Source organism: Actinomycetota bacterium, assembly GCA_030650795.1.
GTDB lineage: Bacteria > Actinomycetota > Actinomycetes > S36-B12 > S36-B12 > UBA11398.
In genome coordinates this window covers 185,295-206,560 of record JAUSDJ010000040.1, presented here as the reverse complement: position 1 = coordinate 206,560, position 21,266 = coordinate 185,295, and the positions used below count along the sequence as shown (strand labels likewise).

Genomic DNA, 21,266 nt, shown 5'->3' with positions numbered 1-21,266 from the left:
GGGAGCACTGATGTCCAGAAGTCTCGAGAATGCCTCGATCCTCGTCACTGGGGGAACCGGCTCCTTCGGGCGTGCCTTCTTGGACACCGTGCTCACTGAACACTCACCGCGCAGAGTGGTGATCTTCTCCCGTGACGAGTTGAAGCAATACGAGATGCGCCAGATCTGGGGAGATGACCCTCGGGTTCGATTCTTCATCGGCGACATTCGCGATCTGGATCGACTCACGCTGGCCCTGCGCGGGGTGGACATCGTCATCCATGCGGCTGCGCTCAAGCAGGTCGACACGGCCGAGTACAACCCGATGGAGTACGTCAAGACCAACATCCTTGGTTCAGAGAACGTGATCCAGGCAGCCATGGCAGCCGGCGTGAAGAAGGTGGTGGCCCTATCGACTGACAAGGCCTCCTCCCCGGTGAATCTCTACGGAGCCACCAAGCTCACCGCCGACAAGCTCTTCATCTCCAGCAACCACTACGCCGCCGCGTGGGGGACGGTCTGCTCGGTAGTCCGGTACGGCAATGTCATGGGCAGCCGCGGTTCAGTGATCCCGCTGTTTCGCAGACTGGCCGCCGCTGGAATGCCCCTGCCGGTGACCGACACGCGCATGACTCGCTTCTGGATCACTCTTCCCCAAGCCGTGCAGTTCGTGCTTGATTGCCTCGACGACATGCAGGGCGGCGAACTCTACGTACCGCGAATCCCGAGCATGCATGTCGTTGATCTCGCAGAAGCCATCGCGCCGGGCACTGACCTTGTCGAGGTCGGCATCCGACCAGGCGAAAAGCTGCACGAGGAGATGATCTCCACCGAGGATTCAAGGCGCACTCTGCTGCAAGATGGCCGATACGTCGTACTGCCGACTCTGGCTGGCTGGGGCTTCACTCCTCCGGCAGGAGAGCCCGTTGCCGATGGATTCAGCTACACCTCTGAGTCCAATGATCTGTGGCTGAGCGCCGAACAATTGCGCAAGCTCATCGGACAACTCCACGACTGACGACGCAGATATGGTGCATGGCGTGCCGCGCATCCTGAGCTTGCTGCGAGACCGAGCTGCGTATGCATGGTTGGCCTTCGTCATCCCCGCCATTGCCATCTTCGGTCATGCGCTTGCTCCCGGAACTGCGGTGTTCAAGGCGCAGGATCTTGGAGTCGTACTCGCGATCATCCTCAGCGCGGTCGCCGTGGGTGCCTGGCTGCCCTATCGAGCTCAAGCTCGTTCTCCCCGTTTGGTTGCCATCACAATCGCGCTCATTCTGGTGGCGTGGCTGGTACAGGTTCTTCGCATTCAGCTCGATGGCGCCCTCTTCAACGTCACCACCTTCTGCCTGCCGCTGCTCCTGCTTCTCCTCGCGCTCAAACCCCCGTCCGCCAGCGATATGCGCCTCGCGGGGCTCTTCCTCTTCTACGCCGTTGCGATCATCGCCTTGGTGAGCCTCCCGCTGGAATTCCTTGGACTCATGCCGAGCGGTTTCGAGGGAGCAGACAATGGCGTCTGTCGCCTGTCGGTGTTCTGCGATCTTCTGAACAATCTGAACCGCTGGGCTGGCCCATTCGGCAGCGTCAATTACGCCGGTCCTATGGGTGCGCTCCTCATCGTCTACGGAGCCGCCCAGCGACGGACGCATGCGTGGATCCTGGTGAGCACTGGGGTGCTCGTGATGTTGCTGAGCCAAGGACGCACCGCAATCTTCGCCGCAGTGGCGGGCCTTGCGATCATCATCCTGTGGGGATCGCGGGTTTCACGTTCACCGAACCGCCGAAACATTCGGGCGCTCACGCTGTCCGGCCTAGTGGCTGTGGGCGTGCTCTACATCGTTGCCATCGATCCGACTCTCAACGGCCGAGTTGCAATCTGGGGCGATCTGCTCGGGCTTTGGCGGAACAAACCGTGGACCGGCCTGGGCACCTCAGGCATTGTCGAGAATGTGGAGCAGAGCAACGGCGTCGGCATGGCTCTGCACGCACACAGTGTTGTGCTGGATCAACTCGTCCGGTGGGGTCCCGCGCAAGCACTGCTCACCGTGGTCATCCTTGTGCTGATCGTGATTGCGGCCGCACGCGCACTCCCTTTAGCCGGACCCGGTCCGCTCGCAGTCAGCATTGCGGTCATCGTTGCCGGCCTCGTGGAGACCATGCATGACTGGACCTACTGGTCCATCATCGTCGCGATGCTGGTCTGGACGCTGGTCTCATGGGTGCACGACCAATCAGATCCTCGGATCGGCGTCAGCTCCGCAGAGTGAACAGCGGTACAAGAGTGTCGCACTCGAGTCGCGCAGCAACATCGCCGTCATCAAGTGCGGTCGTGATGATCTCCAGAGTCTGGGCGTAGACCTTTGCGACATGCGCAATGTCCTCATCGGTGAACGCAGTGGTCACATCATGCGTCCCGAGCACGAGGACGCCTCGGCGCAGGGTCTCCTGAAGGAACAAGGTTTTAACCTCATTGAGGGTGTCGGGGTTCTCGATCTTCCACTTCAAGAAGGCCCAAGCCGGATGGCCAGTGAATTCAAGGACTTCGCGCGACTCAGGCGAGCGCGCTTCATCAATGGCCAGCACAAGTCGTTCGCCGATGTCCGCCATCATCTTGGTCGGTTCACCGGTGGCCATGCGCGTGAGCACGATGCTTGCCGCGGCAAGCGAGAGGGTCTCGCCGCCGTAGGTGCCTGAGAAGAAGATGTCCTCCATCAGCATCATCAGATCGTGGCGGCCCATCACCGCTGACAGTGGGAAGCCGTTGGCCAGACCCTTGCCGAAGGCTGCAAGATCTGGAGTCACGCCGAAGTACTCCTGCGCTCCGCCCGGGGCGAAACGGAAGCCGGTGAGCATCTCGTCGAAAACCAGCACGATGCCGTGGCGTCGCGTAAGTTCACGCACGCCCTCGAGGTATCCGGCGTCGGGGAAAGTCGAAGTCATCGGCTCCATGATGAGCGCCGCGATGCCTTCTGGCAGCTGCGCGATGAGCTCTTCGATCGCTGCCAGATCGTTGTACGGAACAGCATGAGTCAAAGCTTGAGTGGCAGCCGGCACGCCAAGACTGCGCGAAGTGCTGCCGATATACCAGTCCTGCCAACCGTGATAGCCGCAGACGATCACATGGTCGCGACCAGTGGCAGCACGAGCCAATCGAATGGCGGCCGAGGTCGCGTCGGTGCCGTTCTTGGCGAAGCGCACCATCTCAGCGCACGGGATGAGATCGACCAGCTGTGTTGCAACCTGCTCTTCAAGCGGATGCGACAGCGACAAGGTGACGCCATCGGCCAACTGTCGGATCACGGCGTCAGCAATCTCCTGATCGCCATAGCCGAGCACAACGGCGCCCAGCGAGCTGACGAGATCGACGTACTCATGTCCGTCGATGTCCCAGGTATGGCAGCCATGGGATCGCACTGCGAACAGGGGAGCTGCGCCTGCTGGATATTGCGTACGCGATTTGCTGAAGGTCTGGGCACCCAAGGGAATCACCCGTTCGGCGCGCATCAACTGCTCGATCGATCCTGCGTATCGCTGCACGAGTTCACGCATGCATGGCTCCGGTGTCCAAGCCGATGAGTGCCGCATTGCGGACTTCGTCGGCGCTTGTGCGCACGAGGGCGGGACGCTCCTCGAGCAGTTGCAGAATCTCATTCAGGTCAAAGTTCGGATTTGCGGGGTAAAGAGCGGCGTACACCGCTTCTACAAATGCAAAGTCTTCAGGCGTATCAACAGTCCAACGCAGATGCGACAGATCCTGCTCGTACCGCACATTGCTAAGCGTGAACTGATCGGCTCGCCGATACACACCCAGGGTCACATGCTCGTGCTCGGCTGCATCGTCGCTGTGCGAAGCCACAGCAAGCAGGGCTGAGGGGCGCACTACTTCAACATCGAGACCATCGGGATATGTGGCCTGCAAGGTATTCGAGCAGTAGTCAACCCCCGACGACAGGAAATCTTCGATCACCCGATCAATCACCACTGGAGAAGTCAACGGGCAGTCAGCAGTCAGCCGCACAACAGTGTCAGGTTGAAATTGCTCGATCACCGCGGCGAAACGTGCAAGAACATCTTCAAGAGATCCGCGAACAACCGGCACTCCCAAGGTCGCCGCGTATTCGACCAGTACATCGTCGGCCGGATCAGTGGATGTGGCGATCACGAGCTCGTCGATGAACTGTGCTCGGCGAATGCGCTCGATCTGGCGGCCGATCATCGGCTCGCCAAGCAACGGTCGCATTACCTTTCCAGGAAAGCGGGTAGAGGACATCCGCGCCTGGAGCACTGCGAGGGTTGACACCCAATGATTCTGACAGAATTCACCGATTCCAGCGACGTGGGTCAATGAGATCCGTGTCGTCGGTGGCCAATTCCTCCCATTGACGAAGAGTTGAGGCCTCATGCCAGGCGCGCCCGATTTCGGCGAGTTCTGTCGCACTGGTGACACCGACAACGACTTCATCTGCCCATGGAATCTGATGGACGAAGGCCAGGCAGGCCTCAAGTGGCGAAAGACCCGCACTCGCACACCAATGGTGAAAGCGCAGTACATCTGGGTGTCGGGCAAGTGCTGACTCGTGATCAGGAGCCAGCAGCAGGCCCTGGAGGAACACACTTCGCAATTGCACTCGCGTGCCACCAGAGTGCAACTGCGTCATCAACTCAAGGCGCAGCAAGCGTTGATCCAGCACACTCATTGGCACCTGCACGACGTCGAGGACGGCGAAATGCTGTTGCGAACGAACAAGGTCTTCTGAGTCATAGGCCGAGATGCCGATGCGCGAGGTCAGACCCGTTGCCTTGAGCTCAGCCAACTCGCGAGCAGCCACTTCCGACTGAACTTCGTCCAGACTCGCCCAGTCATGAACGAGTACTGTCCCCACCGAATTCAGCCCCAACTCAAGCAGTGAAGCCTCAAGCTGTTCGCGGATCGGCAAGTCAGCGCTCTGTCCGGCAATCACCTTGGTCGTCACGGCAAGTTCCTGCGCCCACGGCCTCAAGCGACTTTGCGCTGCGCCATATCCCTGCGCGGGATTGCTCGTTCGGTGGGTATCAACCGACGCGATGCCCAGGGCTCGCGCCTCTTCAACGATGGCTGCGATCACCTCATCATCAAGGAAGCCAACGCTGTTCGTCAGTCCATAGTCCGCACCCCATTGCGCAGTCCCCAGCGAGAGCCCCATTCGGGCACTCTAGGACGAAGTGTGCTCAGCATCGGTGAAGGCCTTGGTGTCTACACTCGCTGACCATGCAGACCTGGCTCGTCACAGGAGCACGCGGCTTCCTTGGAAGGAATGCCGGGGCTTATCTGCGCACGCGAGTACATGCGATCGGACAAGTCCGTCAGCAGCAGGCCACCGATCTCTACGAGCAACTCCTGCCAGTGGATCTGCGCGATACCGAGTCAGTTGGTGGTCTTGTGCGAGCGACCCGACCTGATGTCGTGCTGCATGCAGCGGCCATCTCAGGGCATGAGAAAGCCGATGCTGACCGCGAGCAGGCCGAGGCAGTCAACGTGCACGCCACCGCAGAGATTGCCCGTGCCTGCGCCGACATTGGCGCGCGTCTTATTTACATCTCAACTGACTCGATCTTCAACGGAAAGACCGGGAACTACAGCGAGGAGGACGTGCCCGAGCCCTTCTCCTGGTACGGAGAATCCAAGCTGCAGGGTGAGAACTACGTGCGGGATCTTGTCGCCAACCACCTCGTGGTGCGCACCAACTTCTTTGGCTGGAGCGAGACAGGTCGCAAGTCTGTGCTCGAGTTCTTTGTGAACTCTTTGCGCGCACACACGAATGTGCGCGGCTATCCGGACTTTGTGGTGACCTCCATGTATGCGCAATCGCTGATGGACGCGATCTGGCGGCTTAGCGAACTAGGTGCGAACGGAACCGTCCACATCGCATCCAGCGATGCCCGCTCGAAGTACGAGTTCGGGGTATCCGTCGCTGAGCATTTCGGACTTGATCGCGAGCTCATTGCCCGTGAAGGGCCACCGGCCGATGCGCACAGCACTTCACGGGCTCGCAATCTTTCGCTCAATACTTCCAAGGCCGCAGCACTTCTCGGAGCACCACTGCAGACCCAGGCCGACGGAATCAAGCAAGCCGCGCTGGAGGAGTTGGCTCTGGCTCCACTGATCCGCACTTAGCCGCTGCCCAACATCGTGCTCAGTGCGCCGAAGTGCGTTCCTTGATCGCGGCCTTGGCCCAGGCCAAATAGCGCATTCCTGTGAAGGAGGCCAGAAATGGTGCTGCGTATACGGCTTCAGCCGGACTCAAGCGCGTCAATGGCTCCACGAGATCCACCTTCAGTGGGTGCGCAGCGGACTGGAGTCGGCGAGTGACTGGCCATCCACTTTTCACTCCCCGCGAGTAGATCTCATGATCGGAGATGCCATACATGCGACAGCGCACGGCGATCTCCTCCCACGAGGTCTTTCCTAGTTCTTGGACGGCAGCAGTTGAGATAGCAAAGCGCGCTCCGAACTGCGCCGCCCATCGCTCACACAACTCAGAATCATCAGAGAAACGTGTGGTGCTGTCGTAGGGGTTCGCGCGGAGCAAGTCACCCAGAAACAGCGTTGGAGTTCCAATGACCAACGAAGGCCCCGGCACGAATCGTCCTTTGCGCCACGCATTCAAACCTCGCGCTGAGTAGCTCGCACCTGCGATCTCAGTTCGCGCACTCACCCCCTGCACGTCAAGTTTCATCAGATCATCGATCATCAGCTGAAGTTGGTCGGCCGCGATGACATTGTCCGAACCCATGTTGAGCACTAACGCGCGAGTGCTCTGCGCGATGCCGACATTGCGCGCATTGCCAAGCCCAGAACCCGGATCGCTCAACACCTGATCTGCGACTGACTCTGCGATCTCTTGAGTGCCGTCAGTGGAATGCGCATCGACGACGATGAGCTCACCAACGCCAGCAGCACGCAGTGAGGCGAGGCACTGAGCAATCGAAGTGATCGAGTTCATCGTGCACACGACAGCCGAAACATCGCTTGGCGCGTACATCGACATGCGCTACAGCCCTAGAAGTCGGGCTTGACGATCGAAATCGGAAATGCTCGCGCGTACTTCGTCGAAGGTTCCACGAGCCACGATGCGACCACCTTCGAGATAGATCACCTGATCGGCATGCCTCACTGTTGCCAGTCGATGCGCCACAGTGATCGTGGTGACTTCGCCCTCGAGTTCTTCCATCGTCTTCATGATCGACTGCTCAGTCTCGGCGTCAAGAGCACTTGTTGCTTCGTCGAGCACCAGCAGTTTAGGGCGGGTGTAGAGCGCGCGTGCGATGCCAAGCCGTTGGCGCTGACCGCCGCTGAGTCGAAACCCGCGCTCGCCGATCATCGTGTCCAGACCCTCGCGATTCTGAACAAGGAAAGTGTCAAGGTGAGCGCGCTTCAGCGCCTCCCAGACCAGTTCATCGTCGATGGCATCCGCGGGCAGCCCCAGTGCTACGTTCTCGCGCACCGAACCGGCAACGAGCGCTACCGATTGCGGCACATAGGAAATCGCGCCCGGCCAACGGTCGATTGCCTCGCGTGGACTCAAGCCACTGATCGTCACTTCACCAGAATTTGGATGCATGACCCCGAGCACCACATCGGCCAGAGTCGACTTGCCTGCTCCTGTTGAGCCGACAAAGGCCACCGAAGTTCCGGCCGGAACTTCGCAGCTGACTTCGATGAGCGCTGGCTCAAGTGAATCGAGATAGGTGAGCGTTGCGGATTCGACTACGACACGGCCATTGAAGTCCGGGTAGCCACCGAGAACGTGCTCGTGAATCTCGGCTGCAGAAATCCGCACGCCGGAGGTTTTGTGGCCAGCGGCGATGGGGCGCTTGAGAAAATCAACCATGAAGAAAGTCGGCTGGGCCTGCACAGCAGCATTGCGAATGGTGATACCCGCACCCTGCACCCGCAGCAGAGCCGGCACGATGCGCGAGCCAGCGGCAAGGAACAAGGCAACAGTTGATGCCGCCGCGCTCCAGTCTTTGGTCACGAACTGAACGACGGCCAGGATCAGCACTCCAATGTAGAGCGATGCCTCAAGCACATACTTGGGAATCTCAAGGATGAAGGACGAGGTGGAACTGGCCATGGCATACCTGCCGACCAAGGATTCGTATCGATCGACGTAGAACTCGCGTCGGTTCAGCACAGTCGACTCTCGGTAGGTGGCCAATGCCTCGGACACGGCCGTCAAGGTGTCGATTGAGGCATCCGTCATCACTTGCGCATTGCGAGCCGACCAATTGCCGAGTAATCGATGCATCAGCAGCACGACGCCACCGAACAGGCCAAGACAGATGAGCGTGAGCCACGGGTCGTAGAACAACAGGCTGACGCCGACGATCGAGAACAGAAAGATCTCGGCGGCAATAGTGATCGCGGAACCCAACAAGGAGACTGTTGCGGCTCCGACCCCGCTGCCCAGTCCGTACATCGCCTCTGGCGTTGTCCACCGCTGAACGTCGGCGAGCGGGCGGCTCAGGAAATCTCGAGCCAGACGCGCTGACACTTCGGACTGCTGGTGGGCAAGGAAGCGGATGATGCGTCGGGACAGCAAAGCTGACAACACCGTCTTGAAGACCAGGATGAATACGGCGGACAGTGCGATCACCACGGACACTTGCGAGACAGTTGGATTATTGATCCCAAACCAGCTCAGAAACTCGATGAGCCAGCCCGGAATGTTTGCCACAGAGATACCCGAAACGGCCACCGCGGCAAGCAGCCCAATAAGGGCAATTCCGATGAGATCAAGCAAACCGAGCGAGATCTGGATTCCGGCGGCGACATACAGCAGCCGGCGCTTGCCAGCTGGCAGCAGGCGCACTGCTCTTCGAACTGAAGGAACGACTCCAGGGCTTTGAAAGTCCACAACATTCAAGCCCCGATGGGGCACGTCCGGTTCCTGCGTCTCCAAGGGATCCGGGTCAATCACGACCGCTAACCTACCTTCACATTCATCAATCACCCGTTTGGAGTGGACGCGTGACGGCCCTGTTCATCGGAGTGGTGAGCCATCCGGCTTCTCGCTTCGCTGCGAGCACCGGGGCCGAGGGACTCGGGCGCTCACTCGCCTCTCGCCTAGCCGAGCGGGGAGTCCAGACAGTGCTTGAAGTCAACATGAAGAACGCCTACGAGGCCTCGATGCTGGCACTCGACGGTCCGGCTGTGGCTCGCTCGCTGACCGCCCAGCTCCGGGTGGAGCGCCATTGGCAGGCCTTCCTGCGCGATGGCTGGGACTTTGGCCGAATCGTGCGGTCTTCCGGTGCGCGAGCGCAAAGGCGAGTGCGAGAGTGGATCCGTTTCCTTCGCCCCTGGCATGGCAAACATCACGACTCCCCTGGAGCGCGACGAATCATGCGACTGATCAATATCGAGCTGTCGCATTTTGCGCTCATCCGCGCTGCAGTGGCCTCCGGCGCGGAATGGACCCTGATCATCGAGGATGACGCCTCAAGCGCGGATCTTGATGACTGCGCGAACGGCCTTCTTGGCCTCATGAATCAGGGCCCGCGACAGCCGGCCTACGTCAATGTCTCTCAGTCGTTCAGTGCCTCAGACCTGCACATCAGCCATCTGCTCTCCCCGGTGGCCGGTGTCCATTGGCAGGGCAGCTCTGCCCGGCAACTGATGGCATCCAGCAAGCCGGTCACCAACACCGTCTGCGCGATCCTGTACCGCACGTCCTTTGTCAAAGAGCTGCTCGAGGTCACCGACTCGCTTCCGATCGATCCGGTCATCCCAATCGACTGGAAGATCAATCTCGCACTCATGTTCATGTTCGAGCGGGACGCGCTCGTTGCTGGAGATTGTTGGACTGTGATGCCCGCCCCCATAGACCAGCTTTCGATGAACGCTCAGAGATAATGGCTTCGTGAAGCGGTACGAGCAGGTCGTCAACGGGCTCGCACGCAAGGTAGGTCTTCAAATCTCTCGCGTCGGCAGTGATAACAACCGACTTCCAGTTGAAGCCTCAACTCTTGATGCCGCTCTCATCGCTCAAGTGCGCCCATATTCGATGACGAGCGCCGAGCGGCTGTGGAGCTTGATCAATGCCGTGCGCTACGTGACTGATCAGGACATCCCAGGTGACTTCGTTGAGTGTGGGGTCTGGCGCGGCGGCAGCGTGATGGCGATGGCTCTGGAACTCAACAATCTCGGCGTCACCGATCGCCCCTTCTGGCTGTACGACACTTTCGCCGGCATGACAGCACCAACCGCAGAAGACGTTGAAGCAGGCACCGGAGTGAGCGCCGCCGACATGCTCGCATCTACGCCCGTGGATGACGGCAACAACGTGTGGTGCATCGCAAATCGCGTCGATGTTGAAGCGAATCTGCGCACCACCGGCTACCCAATGGAGCGGTTCACTCTTTGCGAGGGCGATGTGCGCGACACCTTGCAGACCCAGTTGCCTGAGCAGATTGCCCTCTTGCGCCTGGACACCGATTGGTATGAATCCACCAAACTCGGTCTCGAAGTGCTCTACCCCCGGCTAGCTGTTGGCGGAGTCTGCATTCTTGACGATTACGGCCACTGGCAAGGAGCCCGAACTGCAGTGGACGAATACTTCGCTGCACTAGGGCATCGGCCGTACATGCATCCAATCGACTACTCGGGTCGTGTCTTCATCAAGAGTGGATGACGAGGTGTCTGACCAGCCATGGCTCAGCATCGTCACCGTCGTCAAAGACGCTCCAGAAGATTTCGCCCGCAGCCTGGCTTCCCTTTCGACTCAGGATCTGAGCGGTGTTGAGTACCGCGTGATCGACAGTTCGGCGGACACCGAGCTCGTGCCCGCAATGCTCGAGGCTGCGAGCCTGGAGCCTGAGTACACATGGACCTCACCCGCTGGCATATACGCAGCAATGAATCTGGGCTTGGCACAAGCACGGGGTCGATATATCTACTTTCTCAATGCCGGAGACGAACTGCTTGCCGATGTGCTTGGCAAGGTGCGTGCGATCGCCACGAGCGCTGATGCCAGGTGGCTCATTGGCACCGTGGAAGTCGTTGCTACCAATGGTTCTTCGGTCATCACCCCAGTATGGGATTTCGCAGCAGAACAGCGATCGCTCTTTGCCCGCGGCAAGTTCGCGCCACATCAGGGAACCTTCGCGTCCGTGCACGATCTACAGCGGGTTGGTGGATTCGATTCCAGCTTTCGCATTGCAGCCGACTACGCGGCTTTTCTACAGCTCAGCAAGAAGAGCGCTCCGGTCATGATCGATTTCCCGATCGCACGTTTTCATGAAGGCGGCCTATCCACAAAGAGCTGGCAGGAATCCTTTCGTGAATTCCATCGGGCCCGCCGCGAGATTCTGATGCCTCGCGGTACTGCGGCGGCTCGCGAGCTCTTCGCCACGGGTCGACAGTTTCTGGCCGTAGGCATCTATCGCAACTTCTGGTCAAGGGTCGTGCGTCATGATCCGTGAGCTCTTCTATGCCTTCGCCGTCGTGCTGTTGCAAACAATCTCCGGTGCCTACTTCTGGCAACTCGTTCGTCGCGGTCGCGCACATCTCATTGAGAGTCTCGGTGCCGGCCTGGCCGTCGGCACGGCCACCGCTTCCTTGAGTGGCGTGCTGCTGTGGCAGTGGCTGCCGCTCTGGGGCTGGGCGCTGCCCTCAGTGCTCGCTCTGCTCATCGCCATCGGCCTGCAGTTGCGCTTTGGCAACTATCTGGGGACTCGATCTTCGGATGCGCCCTCGGACTTGCCCCGAAGTCGGCTATCGATCGATCGCTCCTCCTTGGTCGCCCTGGTCATCGCGCTCGGCCTGGGGGCCATCGCCCTGGTGTCGAGCATTGGGTCCTATCCCCTCAACTGGACCGGAACTCTGGGCTCGTATCACCCCGACATGCTGTTCTTCGAGGCGCTTTCCACCTCACTTGCCCATTTCGGCTCATCGGACAGCATCTTCATGGCCGGTGCTGAGATTCGCTATCACTGGCTGACCTACGCATGGTCTGGTCAAATCTCGCAAATCGTTGATGCACAGCCGTTCTTGGTGCTCACCCGCGTGCTTCCCGTCACGGCCCTGGTCGGCGCGGTGCTCATCTGCGTTGCTTGGACTCGCCGGCTCACGACAAATCGCTGGGCCCCCACGATCGCCGCGGTGCTCATCGTGACGGGCGGCTACGTCGGGGCTACCTACGGAACAATTCTGAACTTCGACTCCCCCTCACAGCAATTGGCAACGGTCTGGGTGCTCGCGCTGTGCTTGGCCCTGTGGCAGGTTGCCGCCAGCAACGAAGACTCACGCTTGGCTTTGCTGTTGCTCGCCATCCTTGGCCTCTCGGCTGCGGCAACTCTGGGCAAGGTGAGCACCGGCATCGTGGCGCTGGCAGCCTGGGGCTTGGTGGCCGTGGTGGCGTCGGTTCGTCGGGAGGCATGGGCGGCTCGAGCCTGGGCTGCTATGGCCGCTGCCGGAATCGGCGCTGCTCTGGTCTATTTCGCCTTCATCTCAGGTTCGGCTGAGGGTGGCGGATTGGGGCTGGGCAGCCTCTTGAACAAGGCCTCGTCCGTTCAAGGGCTGAACCCGACAGACGCCCGCATGGGGATCGTCCTGGGCACCGGCTTCCTGGTGCTGGCAATGTCCGCCCGCTGGATCGGGCTGGTCTGGCTCCTAGGCAGCCGCTCCAGCCGCTGGCAACCCGCAACAGTCTTTGGGCTGGGCCTGGTGATCGTCAGCATCGCTTCAGTACTACTGATCAGTGGCGGCCTCAACGACACCTGGTTCGCCCTCGCGGCATCGGCGCCTTTGTCGATCATTTCGGCAGTGGGCATCGCCCACGTCCTGCCGTCGATAGCCCCGCGAATGCGCTGGGTGCCGACTTGGCCGATTGCCGCAGCGATCGCGGTCGGCGTCCTGGCCTCGGTTCTCATCGCCTGGATCTGGACATTCGGCCCGGGGCAATCGCCATTCCTGCGCTGGGCAGGTCCGCTGACTGCCTTCCTGCTGGCCTTCGCCGGCGCCTTCCTCATCGCTTCCATTTGGCGATCGCAGAGCGGCAACCACTTCGCGCGCTTTGTCATCGCAATCAGCCTGGTGTCTTTGACGGTGATGGCCGCCGGTGCGCGCGTGCTCGGGGTGTCCTCATCATCATTTGGCATTCAAGCCCAGGGTGGCATCAGCAGCTCGGAGTTCGTGCCGATCACGCCATTCATCATCGCCAAGGATCTCGTCCCCGTCACGTCGTGGACCGACCATGAACGCGAGGCAGGGAGGTGGCTTGACGTACATGCGGAGGAACGCGATGTGGTAGCCACGAACATCACCTACAGCCCTTTGGTGCCAGCGCTCGCGGGTCGACGCACCCTGATGTCCGGCATTCAGTACCAGGCTCCCTACGGGAGACCCTCGATGCTTCAGAGCATCATGGATAGAGAGATTCTCTCCCTCGATTTCGTCAACAACCCAGGAGTGCAGACAGCATTGAATTTGTGCAATTCCGCAGTTACCTGGGTGTGGATCGATCCACACCGAACTCCAACGCGCAATTGGGCACCATTTGCCAGCATCGAATTCAATTCCCCCGATGCGATCATCGTGAAGCTCGATACGTCAGACTGCTGAGATCCGCTTCGCACGTCGCTGCACTTCACGCGCCGCCATTCGCGTGGCAAATCGCACGGGTGGCTCCCAGACCCAGGCGAACCGGCGAACACCAGGTGACAGGGCAGCCCGCTTTGCTCGCTCGGACTCCTTGATGTTGGTGCCGCGATCATCAACAGTGAGCGAGTCCGGATGCCAGCGGAATGCCGAGACAACCGAAGGCAGCTGCGTGAATGCTCCGAGCTTCTTCATCTTGAGCAGCAGATCAAGATCGAAGGCCAGCCGATAGCTCTCATCAAGCCCACCGACCTGTTTCCACGTCGATGAGCGCACCAGCATGCCCGGCTGTGGAATGAGATCTGGGCCCCACGAAAGCACCCGCGGAGCCCACTTGCCCGCTTTGCTGATCCACAGCTCGCGTCCTTGCGGATCGATGTAGCGACAGGAACCAAAGGCCAGTACCGCCTCTGGATTCGCGTCGAGCGCTGCCACAGTCGACTCAAGCGACCCGGGCTCGAGCAGATCATCGTCATTGAGCCAGTTGAAGTACTCGTGGTGCGCCTTGAGTTCGTGAGCTCCCAGGTTGATCGCGCCGGGCAGCGAGCCCGGATCTGCAAGCAGCGCAATTCCATACTCCCGAGCAAGCTCCTGCACGGTCACCGAATCCAGTGGGGCGACCATCACGACATCGCTGGCCACACTCTGGGCGCGAATCGAATCCATGGTCTGGCGCAGGAACTCGGGGCGCTGCCCAAGCGTGGCCACAACGATCAACACTCGTGGCTCACTCATGATCCCGGTAGTCTAGGGAGCCTCATCTGCTGGCTTTGGAGCGTGCGTGGAGCAGGAATCTGATCCGGCGAATATCGCCGAAGGTCGGTTCATGCACGACCTTGCCAAGCGGCTCTGGGACTTTCCGCGCAGCCTCACCGGCGATGGAGTGCGCGCCACCTTCGAGGTCCTGCGCGAACAGCTCCCCGAGCTCACCGTGCATGAGGTTCCAAGCGGAAGCAAGGTCTTCGACTGGACCGTGCCCGATGAGTGGAATATTCGCGAGGCATATCTCATCGGTCCCGATGGCCACCGAGTCATCGACTTCGTATTCAGCAATCTGCACGTGGTCGGCTACTCAGACCCAGTCGATGAAGTTCTTACTCTTGAGGAGCTGCAGCCACATCTGCATTCAGATCCTGAGCACCCCGATGTCATTCCATACGTCACGAACTACTACACCAGCGGCTGGGGGCTCTGCCTTCCGCACGACCTCCGAGCGACCCTGCAGCCAGGCGACTACCGAGTCGTGATCGACAGCACCCTGGCTCCTGGTTCACTCACTTATGGCGAGCTTGTCGTTCCTGGTGAGAGCACCGATGAGGTGTTCATCTCCACCTACATCTGCCATCCGTCGCTGGCCAACAACGAACTCTCGGGCCCGGTGGTCTCCGTCGCACTGGCCCAATGGTTGCTGGGCCTGCCCCACCGCAGATTCACCTACCGCTTCGTATTTGTTCCCGAAACGATCGGCGCGATCACCTACCTCTCCCGCAATCTCACACAACTCCAGGCCAATGTCGTAGCGGGATACAACCTCACCTGCCTCGGTGATGAAGGCGATTACTCCTATCTCGAATCCAGACTCGGGGGGCTGCCGATCGACCGCATCGCTCGACGAGCGGTGCTCGCCACCCCTCGTCCAAAGCTCTATTCCTTTCTGGACCGCGGCAGCGATGAGCGGCAGTACGGAGCGCCCGGAGTCGACCTGCCGTTGATCTCGCTGATGCGAACGAAGTACGGCTCCTACCCGCAGTACCACTCATCTGCTGACGATCTGTCCTTCGTCACTCCCACAGGGCTGCAAGGTGGCTTCGACCTCGTGCGCACCTGCATTGCTGAATTCGAGGAGTCGATCTACTACCGCACGACAGTGCTCGGCGAGCCTCAACTCGGCAAGCGCGGGCTGTACCACGCCATGCACGGAAGAACCGTTGAAGACGTCATCCTGCTTCGCACCCACGTGCTCGCCTACGCCGATGGTAAGCATTCAGTGCGCGACATGGCTGAGCTTTTCAAGCGCCCGCTCGCTGATGTCGAGGCCGTTGTCGCAGAATTACTCACGCATGGCTTGCTCGAAGAGGCTTCACCGATGAAGGGGCACTGATGTCAGTCGCATCGCACTACGACGGCAGCGCCTCCTCCTATGGCCAGCAATATGACGAGTCAAAGATCTGGACCAACGAGGAATATCCCGCGAACTTCTTCCGCCTGCAGCTAGTGCGCGAACTGCTGAAGGCCTCTGGCGCGAAATCCCTGTATGAACTTGGCGTGGGCGATGCAACACCACTGGTCACGATTGCCGGTGACGGCATTCGAGTCGGCGGCAATGACATCTCCCCTGAGATGGTTCGGCATGCGCGCGAGAACATGAGTTCGCATGGATTGGATCCACTGGCGATCGATCTGCTTGACGTGCAGGACGCATCTGCGCTCGCAGCCATCCAAGCCCGGGTCGGGAGCTTCGACGCCGTCATGGCGCTCGGGGTCATCCCGCATGTGCAAGACGATGTGCAGTTCGTTGCCTCGATGGATTCCTTCTTGAGTCCTGGCGGTCAACTGCTCCTGCAGTTCCGCAACTCAATGTTCTCAATGTTCACCTTCAATCGACTCTCGAAGGAGTTCATCCTTGATGAGCTCCTCTCGCCGGTGTCATCGGAGATCAAGCAGGTCGTAGCCGACGATCTTGATCAACGACTGGCTGTCAACAAGCCGACCGTACGCACGCGACCGACCGGTGATGGCTACGACGAAATCCTCGCCCGATTCCACAATCCCTTTGAGCTGGCAGAGGTCGTGCGGGCACAGGGCTATTCGGATATTCGATTCCATTGGTACAACTACCACCCGGCCTACCCAATGCTGGCCGAACAGATTGATCCCCGTGTCTACCGCGAAGCCCAGATTGCCTTGGAACATGAAGGCACTTGGCGTGGAATGTTCTTGTGTTCGGCCGGTGTCATTGAAGCCGTGAAGCACAACTCCTGATGAGTCAATCCTTTGCGATGCTGCTGAAGTCGTACGCCGAAGACTTCAACTATGCCCAACGCATGGTGGAGTCATTCAATCGCTTCAATCTCGACAAGATCACCATGTACGCAGTCGTTCCCACCCCAGATCTTGAACTCTTTGCCCCATTGAAGTCAGACACCGTCACCCTGATCGCCGAAGAGGAGTTCAGCCGACATCTCGTTGATTCTCCCGTGCACGGCATGCGCGCGGGATACATCAATCAGGAGATCGTCAAGCTCGCCTTCTGGGAGTTGGGGCGGGCAGACAATTACTTCTGCGTTGACTCCGACGCTGAGTTCATCCGAGATTTCCGCGTTCAGGACTTCATGTACGACGAGCACACGCCGTATTCGGTGTTGGTCGAGGACCATGAACTTGAAGTTGAGCCGGCCTATTTCAAGCAGTACTGGCAGTCGCGTGAGGCGGAGATCCGGCACATCGCTGACATCATCGGCTGGACCTCACCAGTGATCCGCACCTGCCATGGCCACGCCGTCTTGTCCGCAAAGGTGTTGCAGTCATTCGTCGACGATTTCTTGGTTCCGCGTGAGTGGGACTATAAGGATGCCCTTGCCGAAGCACCATATGAATTCAGCTGGTACAACATCTGGATGCAGTTCGCGACTCCAATCGACATTCATCAACGTGAGCCGTGGATCAAGGTCTTTCATCACGAAGGTCATCACCTTGAGTACCTGATGCGTGGCATCACCACACAGGACATCGCGCGTGGCTATCTCGGTATCGTGGTGAATTCCAACTACTCACGTGATCTCGGAGTCATGAACGCGAGTGCATCCAAGCCCGAAAGTCTGGCGCGCTACCTTTCCTACGGTGAGTTGGCTGGCGTGCTCGCTGCCAAGATCAAAGACACCACTCGCCGTCGGCTTGGGCGAGGGCAGAACTAGCATGAGCGTGTGACGGAAACAGAGGAGATCATGAGCGAAATTGTCGAATCAGTGTTGCGGTTCCCACGCCTGGCCCGCACTCTCGCCTCAGTGCACCGCTTCAATCGCACTGCCCAGCCTCCAGCATCCACTCCAGGCCAAGCACAGTTCAATATGCGTTCGGCAATGGATCTTCATCCTCGCGTGGGCAAACTGATCTCACGCGGTGTGGTGCGAGGAGCCCCCGCAGATGCTTGGCGCATTAGTGATCCGCAGACGAGTCGCTTCGTTGAGGCCGCAGAAGTCGACCAAGCTGTTGCCGGGGTTCGCGAGCATGGCTTCTACGTCTTCAAGCGAACCGCCAGCACTGAAATCGTCGACGCCATCCGAAAGTTCGCGGAATTTGCTCCGAGCATCGCTCGCGGGGCCGATGAACCAGCAGCCACCTACCCGCGCAGCAATCCAAATGTCGGCCGCTATGACATTGAAGAAGACATTGCACTGCAGTGCGCCGAGATCCAGGAGTTCGTCACTGACCCAGCGATGGCATTGATCGCTCAGAAGTACCTGGGCCAACCAGTGCTCATGGACGAGGTCGCATTTTGGTGGACCACCAGCAAACTCAACGACGACGAGAACATCAATGCTCAACTCTTTCATCAGGATCGCGACCGATTGTCCTTTCTGAAATTCTTCATCTACCTCACAGACGTCGAACCAGACACGGGGCCGCACGTCTACATCGACGGCTCACATAAGGCCTTGCCGTGGGCTCTGCGCGGGGACGGGCGCAAAACGGATCAACTAGTGCGTGCGGCGGGACTCTGGGATCACGTCACCGAATTGTGCGCACCAGCTGGCACTATTCTCGCCGTCGACACCATTGGCTTGCACAAGGGAAAGACCCCCTTGCGCGGAGATCGGTTGGCTTTGGAGAGCGAGTTCAGCACCTCGCTGTTTGGCATGCAATATCAACTCCCGGCCTTTGTTCCAACTGCTCTGACACGTGAGCGAATCAGTCAGATGCCTTGGGTGCTGCAGCGCTACGCGAAATGCGCGATCAACTCGTAGAGCAAGCGGCCAACTAGCGCGAAAGCCGCCACTTCTGGAATCGCTTGTACAGATGTCCAGCATGTCGAACGGCAATCGGTGCGTCGTCGAATCTCTCGTTCGCCAGACTGAAGCCGTCTACCGGATCCCTTTGCACGAATTCCAGCATTAAGCCACGACGTCGCATCATGAGTCCATACGAGACGGCAGCAGGCCATGATCCAGGCTGGGTTTCGACAAGCGCTGAAGTCAATTGCTCGCGCGTCGAAACAAAGCGGGCACATCCGAGCTGGTCATAGGCGGAGGGACCCATCACGATGACCGGCTTGCCAGCGTACGCCGCTTCAACACCAGTTGTGGATCCATAGGTCGCCACGAGATCGGCCTGCGCCATCAAGGTGTAGGAGTCAACTGACGAATACGGATCCAGATGAATATCCGGCGCCGCGCGATCCACTGCCTGAAGCCATTCGTCCAGATCCTGCTTCGGCTTCATTCGCATATGAGGATGCGATCGCACCACAAGGGTCGTGTTCGGCAGAAGACGACACTCGTCGGCGAGCATTTGCAAGGCAACTTCCTGAGTGCCTAAGAACATGCTCCAGTCGAGTTCCAACTCAGCGATCTCGTCGCCTGATGAACTGAAGTACACAATCACGCGCTTGCCGTCGGGGATATCAATGGTCTCCCCCAAACGCTGGCTCTCGACGAAGAGCCTGTTGTTGAGTGCAGTGTGCTGACGTCGCTCCTCGAACCAACTGCTTCCGATTGCATCGCGCTCGTCTTCTGGCCAGGCCGCATACATCGCGAGCATGCGACGCTGCAGATCGGTCCAGTCGTGAGTCACGGCATCAGTTACGTCAAAATCAGTGTCGATGCCACCTGTGTCGTAATACAGCACCGGTACTCCAGCAAACTCTGCGGCGGCTGATGCTGCGCGATCATGAAGAAAGCGTCCGTTATAGACGGCGACTGCAGTGATGCCGCCGCCGCGGATTGCCTCAAGAGTCTGGTCGAAAACATAGGCATAGGACCTCGCCGCAGCCAGCAACCAACGCTTGCTCCAGAAGAAGGTGTCAGTGATGGGCGTCTCGGTATCGGGGTTCACCTGAAGGATTGCTCTACCCATTGGCGAGCCGTGATACGTCAACGCTCGAATCTGGGTGCGGTTCATCGGTCGGTCGATCGGGATCTCAGCAGTGGGCTTCCACCTTCGGACGGGTGGCGAGATGAAACAACCAGCGGACACTCCGCTTGCCTTGAGTGCGGCAATGGCGTGCCGATCACGGCTAGCTGAGCCCATCAGCCGCGACAATCGGCCGCTTGACGACCAGCCCGGATCGCGCAAGGGCGTGTGATCTGTCCAGAAGGCCAAGTTCAACTCTGAGCCCTGCTTGCGCAGTGCAATAGCGATCTCAGCCAGCGCTCCCAGGGCAAAATCCCACTGCGTGAAGGTGACGATGAGGACTCGACTGCGTTGCTCAGGTGACATTGCCTGCGCCAAATGCGCCTCAATGGAGGCATGTTCTGCTCGGGTTCGTGGAACGGGCTGACTCACAATGCGATCACGCTACTGCAGCCCCCCGGGCTGCCCGGTAGACCTCGGCAGTCAAAATGGCGGTACGCTGCCAAGTGAAATATGCCGCCCGATCCAGCCCCCGAGTGGTCAGATCCTTCCGTGCCGAATCGTCGCGCAAAAGTTCGTTGAGGATGCCCGCCAGTGTCAAGTGATCGCCGGGCTCGAAATACATCGCGGCATCTGCCCCAACCTCCGGCAGGGAAGTCGCCTTCGCCAGCACGACCGGCACTCCGCAGGCCATCGCTTCAAGAGCCGGCAGCCCGAATCCTTCAAAATGCGAAGGAAAGATGAATACCTCGGCATTGGCGTATGCGGAAACGATTTCATCATCAGTCAACTGTGTCTGCATCACCCGATGAGCAATCCCGAGTTGCTGAAGCATCGTCATCTCGGACCTGCTGAACGAGCCGCCGCCAATGCACACCAGGCGCACATCGTCAACGTCTTTCAGGACGGCCAGTGCGCGAAACAGGACAGCCACGTCCTTGTACTGACTGCGATTGCCGACGAAAAGCAAGTAGCGATCTGGAAGAGTCGAAAGGCGGGGGGCATTCTTGGTAAAGCGAGAGTCCACCCCGTGATGCACCACGGTGATGGGTGCTTTCACTGGGCCATAGACCTTGAGCAGATCACTTCGCGTTGCCTGTGACACACAAATGATGTGATCGGCCTTGTCTACGTAGCGTCGTTTCAGGGTGACGAAGTCGAGGCGTCGACGAGTATCGGGGCGAAGCTCGGGAATCATGTCGTGAATCGTCACTACGCGTTTTGCACCACCGACTGCCGCCAGGCCGTGCGGAAGATAGAAGGTGTTGTGCACGACATCGGAAGAAGTCTTCGTTGAAAGCCTTGTCAGGTAACGGACAAGAGCGGTCCACTCATTGCGCGCGGCGGATGCATCAAGTGCTCTTGCAAGACCGGGGTCATCCAAGACGTATCTGTTAATGATCGGCGCATGCAAAGGCTGCAATTCGATCTCAGGTATCAAACCCTGTGCAAACTGACGCGCAAGTTCAGCAAAGAGTCGAGAAATGCCGCCGTAGGATTGAATGGCAAAGATCTGCTCATCCATCGCCACGCGCACCCGGCCATCGTAGTGTCGGCCTGCTTCCAAGCCTCGGCCTTAGGA

General features: G+C 59.4%; 19 protein-coding genes. 11 read left to right on the top strand and 8 right to left on the bottom strand.

Translation table 11 applies throughout. The annotated features are described in order from the left end of the window. Positions 1 to 10 precede the first annotated feature (10 nt). A complete protein-coding gene (gene pseB, locus Q7L55_12910; GenBank protein MDO8733450.1) occupies positions 11 to 997 on the top strand; it encodes a UDP-N-acetylglucosamine 4,6-dehydratase (inverting) in 987 nt (328 codons plus the stop codon). Positions 998 to 1,019: 22 nt separating this feature from the next. After that, positions 1,020 to 2,246 carry an O-antigen ligase family protein gene (locus Q7L55_12905; protein MDO8733449.1) on the top strand — a complete coding sequence of 409 codons (1,227 nt, stop codon included), beginning with the start codon at positions 1,020 to 1,022 and terminating at the stop codon, positions 2,244 to 2,246. On the opposite strand, the gene Q7L55_12900 is transcribed toward Q7L55_12905, so the two are convergent. The 3 genes from Q7L55_12900 to Q7L55_12890 are packed head-to-tail and all read right to left on the bottom strand — an operon-like array spanning position 2,230 to position 5,162. After that, on the bottom strand, positions 2,230 to 3,528 hold the full coding sequence (locus Q7L55_12900; protein MDO8733448.1) for an aminotransferase class III-fold pyridoxal phosphate-dependent enzyme: 1,299 nt from the start codon (positions 3,526 to 3,528) through the stop codon (positions 2,230 to 2,232). The two genes, Q7L55_12905 and Q7L55_12900, sit on opposite strands and share 17 nt — an antisense overlap. Further along, the gene (locus Q7L55_12895) at positions 3,521 to 4,279 is read right to left on the bottom strand and encodes a glycosyltransferase family protein (GenBank protein ID MDO8733447.1); all 759 of its coding nucleotides are present in this window, start codon (positions 4,277 to 4,279) and stop codon (positions 3,521 to 3,523) included. Before Q7L55_12895 ends, Q7L55_12900 begins: the two co-directional genes overlap by 8 nt. Before the next feature lie 19 nt (positions 4,280 to 4,298). Beyond that, entirely contained in the window at positions 4,299 to 5,162 is an 864-nt protein-coding gene (locus tag Q7L55_12890) for an aldo/keto reductase (protein ID MDO8733446.1), read from the bottom strand. Positions 5,163 to 5,227: 65 nt separating this feature from the next. Here Q7L55_12890 and Q7L55_12885 point away from each other — a divergent pair, with 65 nt between their 5' ends. Next, on the top strand, positions 5,228 to 6,133 hold the full coding sequence (locus tag Q7L55_12885; GenBank protein MDO8733445.1) for an SDR family oxidoreductase: 906 nt from the start codon (positions 5,228 to 5,230) through the stop codon (positions 6,131 to 6,133). Positions 6,134 to 6,152: 19 nt separating this feature from the next. On the opposite strand, the gene Q7L55_12880 is transcribed toward Q7L55_12885, so the two are convergent. Next, positions 6,153 to 7,007, bottom strand: a complete 855-nt coding sequence (locus tag Q7L55_12880) for a glycosyltransferase family 2 protein (protein MDO8733444.1) — start codon at positions 7,005 to 7,007, stop codon at positions 6,153 to 6,155. Between the two features lie 3 nt (positions 7,008 to 7,010). Next, a complete protein-coding gene (locus Q7L55_12875; GenBank protein ID MDO8733443.1) occupies positions 7,011 to 8,939 on the bottom strand; it encodes an ABC transporter ATP-binding protein in 1,929 nt (642 codons plus the stop codon). Between the two features lie 50 nt (positions 8,940 to 8,989). Here Q7L55_12875 and Q7L55_12870 point away from each other — a divergent pair, with 50 nt between their 5' ends. From Q7L55_12870 to Q7L55_12855, 4 genes are read left to right on the top strand one after another with little or no spacing between them, the layout of a single operon-like run. Next, on the top strand, positions 8,990 to 9,871 hold the full coding sequence (locus Q7L55_12870; protein MDO8733442.1) for a hypothetical protein: 882 nt from the start codon (positions 8,990 to 8,992) through the stop codon (positions 9,869 to 9,871). A gap of 7 nt (positions 9,872 to 9,878) precedes the next feature. Continuing rightward, complete coding sequence (locus tag Q7L55_12865) at positions 9,879 to 10,649, top strand: TylF/MycF/NovP-related O-methyltransferase (protein MDO8733441.1); 771 nt, start codon at positions 9,879 to 9,881, stop codon at positions 10,647 to 10,649. 4 nt (positions 10,650 to 10,653) lie between these two features. Beyond that, complete coding sequence (locus Q7L55_12860; GenBank protein ID MDO8733440.1) at positions 10,654 to 11,439, top strand: glycosyltransferase; 786 nt, start codon at positions 10,654 to 10,656, stop codon at positions 11,437 to 11,439. Beyond that, positions 11,429 to 13,579 (top strand): hypothetical protein, encoded by a 2,151-nt coding sequence (locus Q7L55_12855; protein ID MDO8733439.1) that lies wholly within the window; start codon positions 11,429 to 11,431, stop codon positions 13,577 to 13,579. The genes Q7L55_12860 and Q7L55_12855 overlap by 11 nt, the downstream gene beginning before the upstream one ends. Here Q7L55_12855 and Q7L55_12850 read toward each other — a convergent pair. After that, the gene (locus Q7L55_12850; protein ID MDO8733438.1) at positions 13,568 to 14,350 is read right to left on the bottom strand and encodes a hypothetical protein; all 783 of its coding nucleotides are present in this window, start codon (positions 14,348 to 14,350) and stop codon (positions 13,568 to 13,570) included. The two genes, Q7L55_12855 and Q7L55_12850, sit on opposite strands and share 12 nt — an antisense overlap. 46 nt (positions 14,351 to 14,396) lie before the next feature. On the opposite strand from Q7L55_12850, the gene Q7L55_12845 reads away from it, so the two are divergent. From Q7L55_12845 to Q7L55_12830, 4 genes are read left to right on the top strand one after another with little or no spacing between them, the layout of a single operon-like run. Beyond that, positions 14,397 to 15,716 carry a DUF4910 domain-containing protein gene (locus Q7L55_12845; GenBank protein ID MDO8733437.1) on the top strand — a complete coding sequence of 440 codons (1,320 nt, stop codon included), beginning with the start codon at positions 14,397 to 14,399 and terminating at the stop codon, positions 15,714 to 15,716. Continuing rightward, positions 15,716 to 16,597 (top strand): class I SAM-dependent methyltransferase, encoded by an 882-nt coding sequence (locus Q7L55_12840; GenBank protein MDO8733436.1) that lies wholly within the window; start codon positions 15,716 to 15,718, stop codon positions 16,595 to 16,597. The genes Q7L55_12845 and Q7L55_12840 overlap by 1 nt, the downstream gene beginning before the upstream one ends. Continuing rightward, the gene (locus Q7L55_12835; GenBank protein MDO8733435.1) at positions 16,597 to 17,529 is read left to right on the top strand and encodes a DUF6492 family protein; all 933 of its coding nucleotides are present in this window, start codon (positions 16,597 to 16,599) and stop codon (positions 17,527 to 17,529) included. Before Q7L55_12840 ends, Q7L55_12835 begins: the two co-directional genes overlap by 1 nt. A gap of 9 nt (positions 17,530 to 17,538) precedes the next feature. Beyond that, complete coding sequence (locus Q7L55_12830) at positions 17,539 to 18,579, top strand: phytanoyl-CoA dioxygenase family protein (protein ID MDO8733434.1); 1,041 nt, start codon at positions 17,539 to 17,541, stop codon at positions 18,577 to 18,579. A gap of 13 nt (positions 18,580 to 18,592) precedes the next feature. Here Q7L55_12830 and Q7L55_12825 read toward each other — a convergent pair whose 3' ends face one another. Then, entirely contained in the window at positions 18,593 to 20,116 is a 1,524-nt protein-coding gene (locus tag Q7L55_12825; GenBank protein ID MDO8733433.1) for a hypothetical protein, read from the bottom strand. 7 nt (positions 20,117 to 20,123) lie between these two features. Beyond that, positions 20,124 to 21,221 (bottom strand): glycosyltransferase family 1 protein, encoded by a 1,098-nt coding sequence (locus Q7L55_12820; GenBank protein ID MDO8733432.1) that lies wholly within the window; start codon positions 21,219 to 21,221, stop codon positions 20,124 to 20,126. Positions 21,222 to 21,266: the final 45 nt, after the last annotated feature.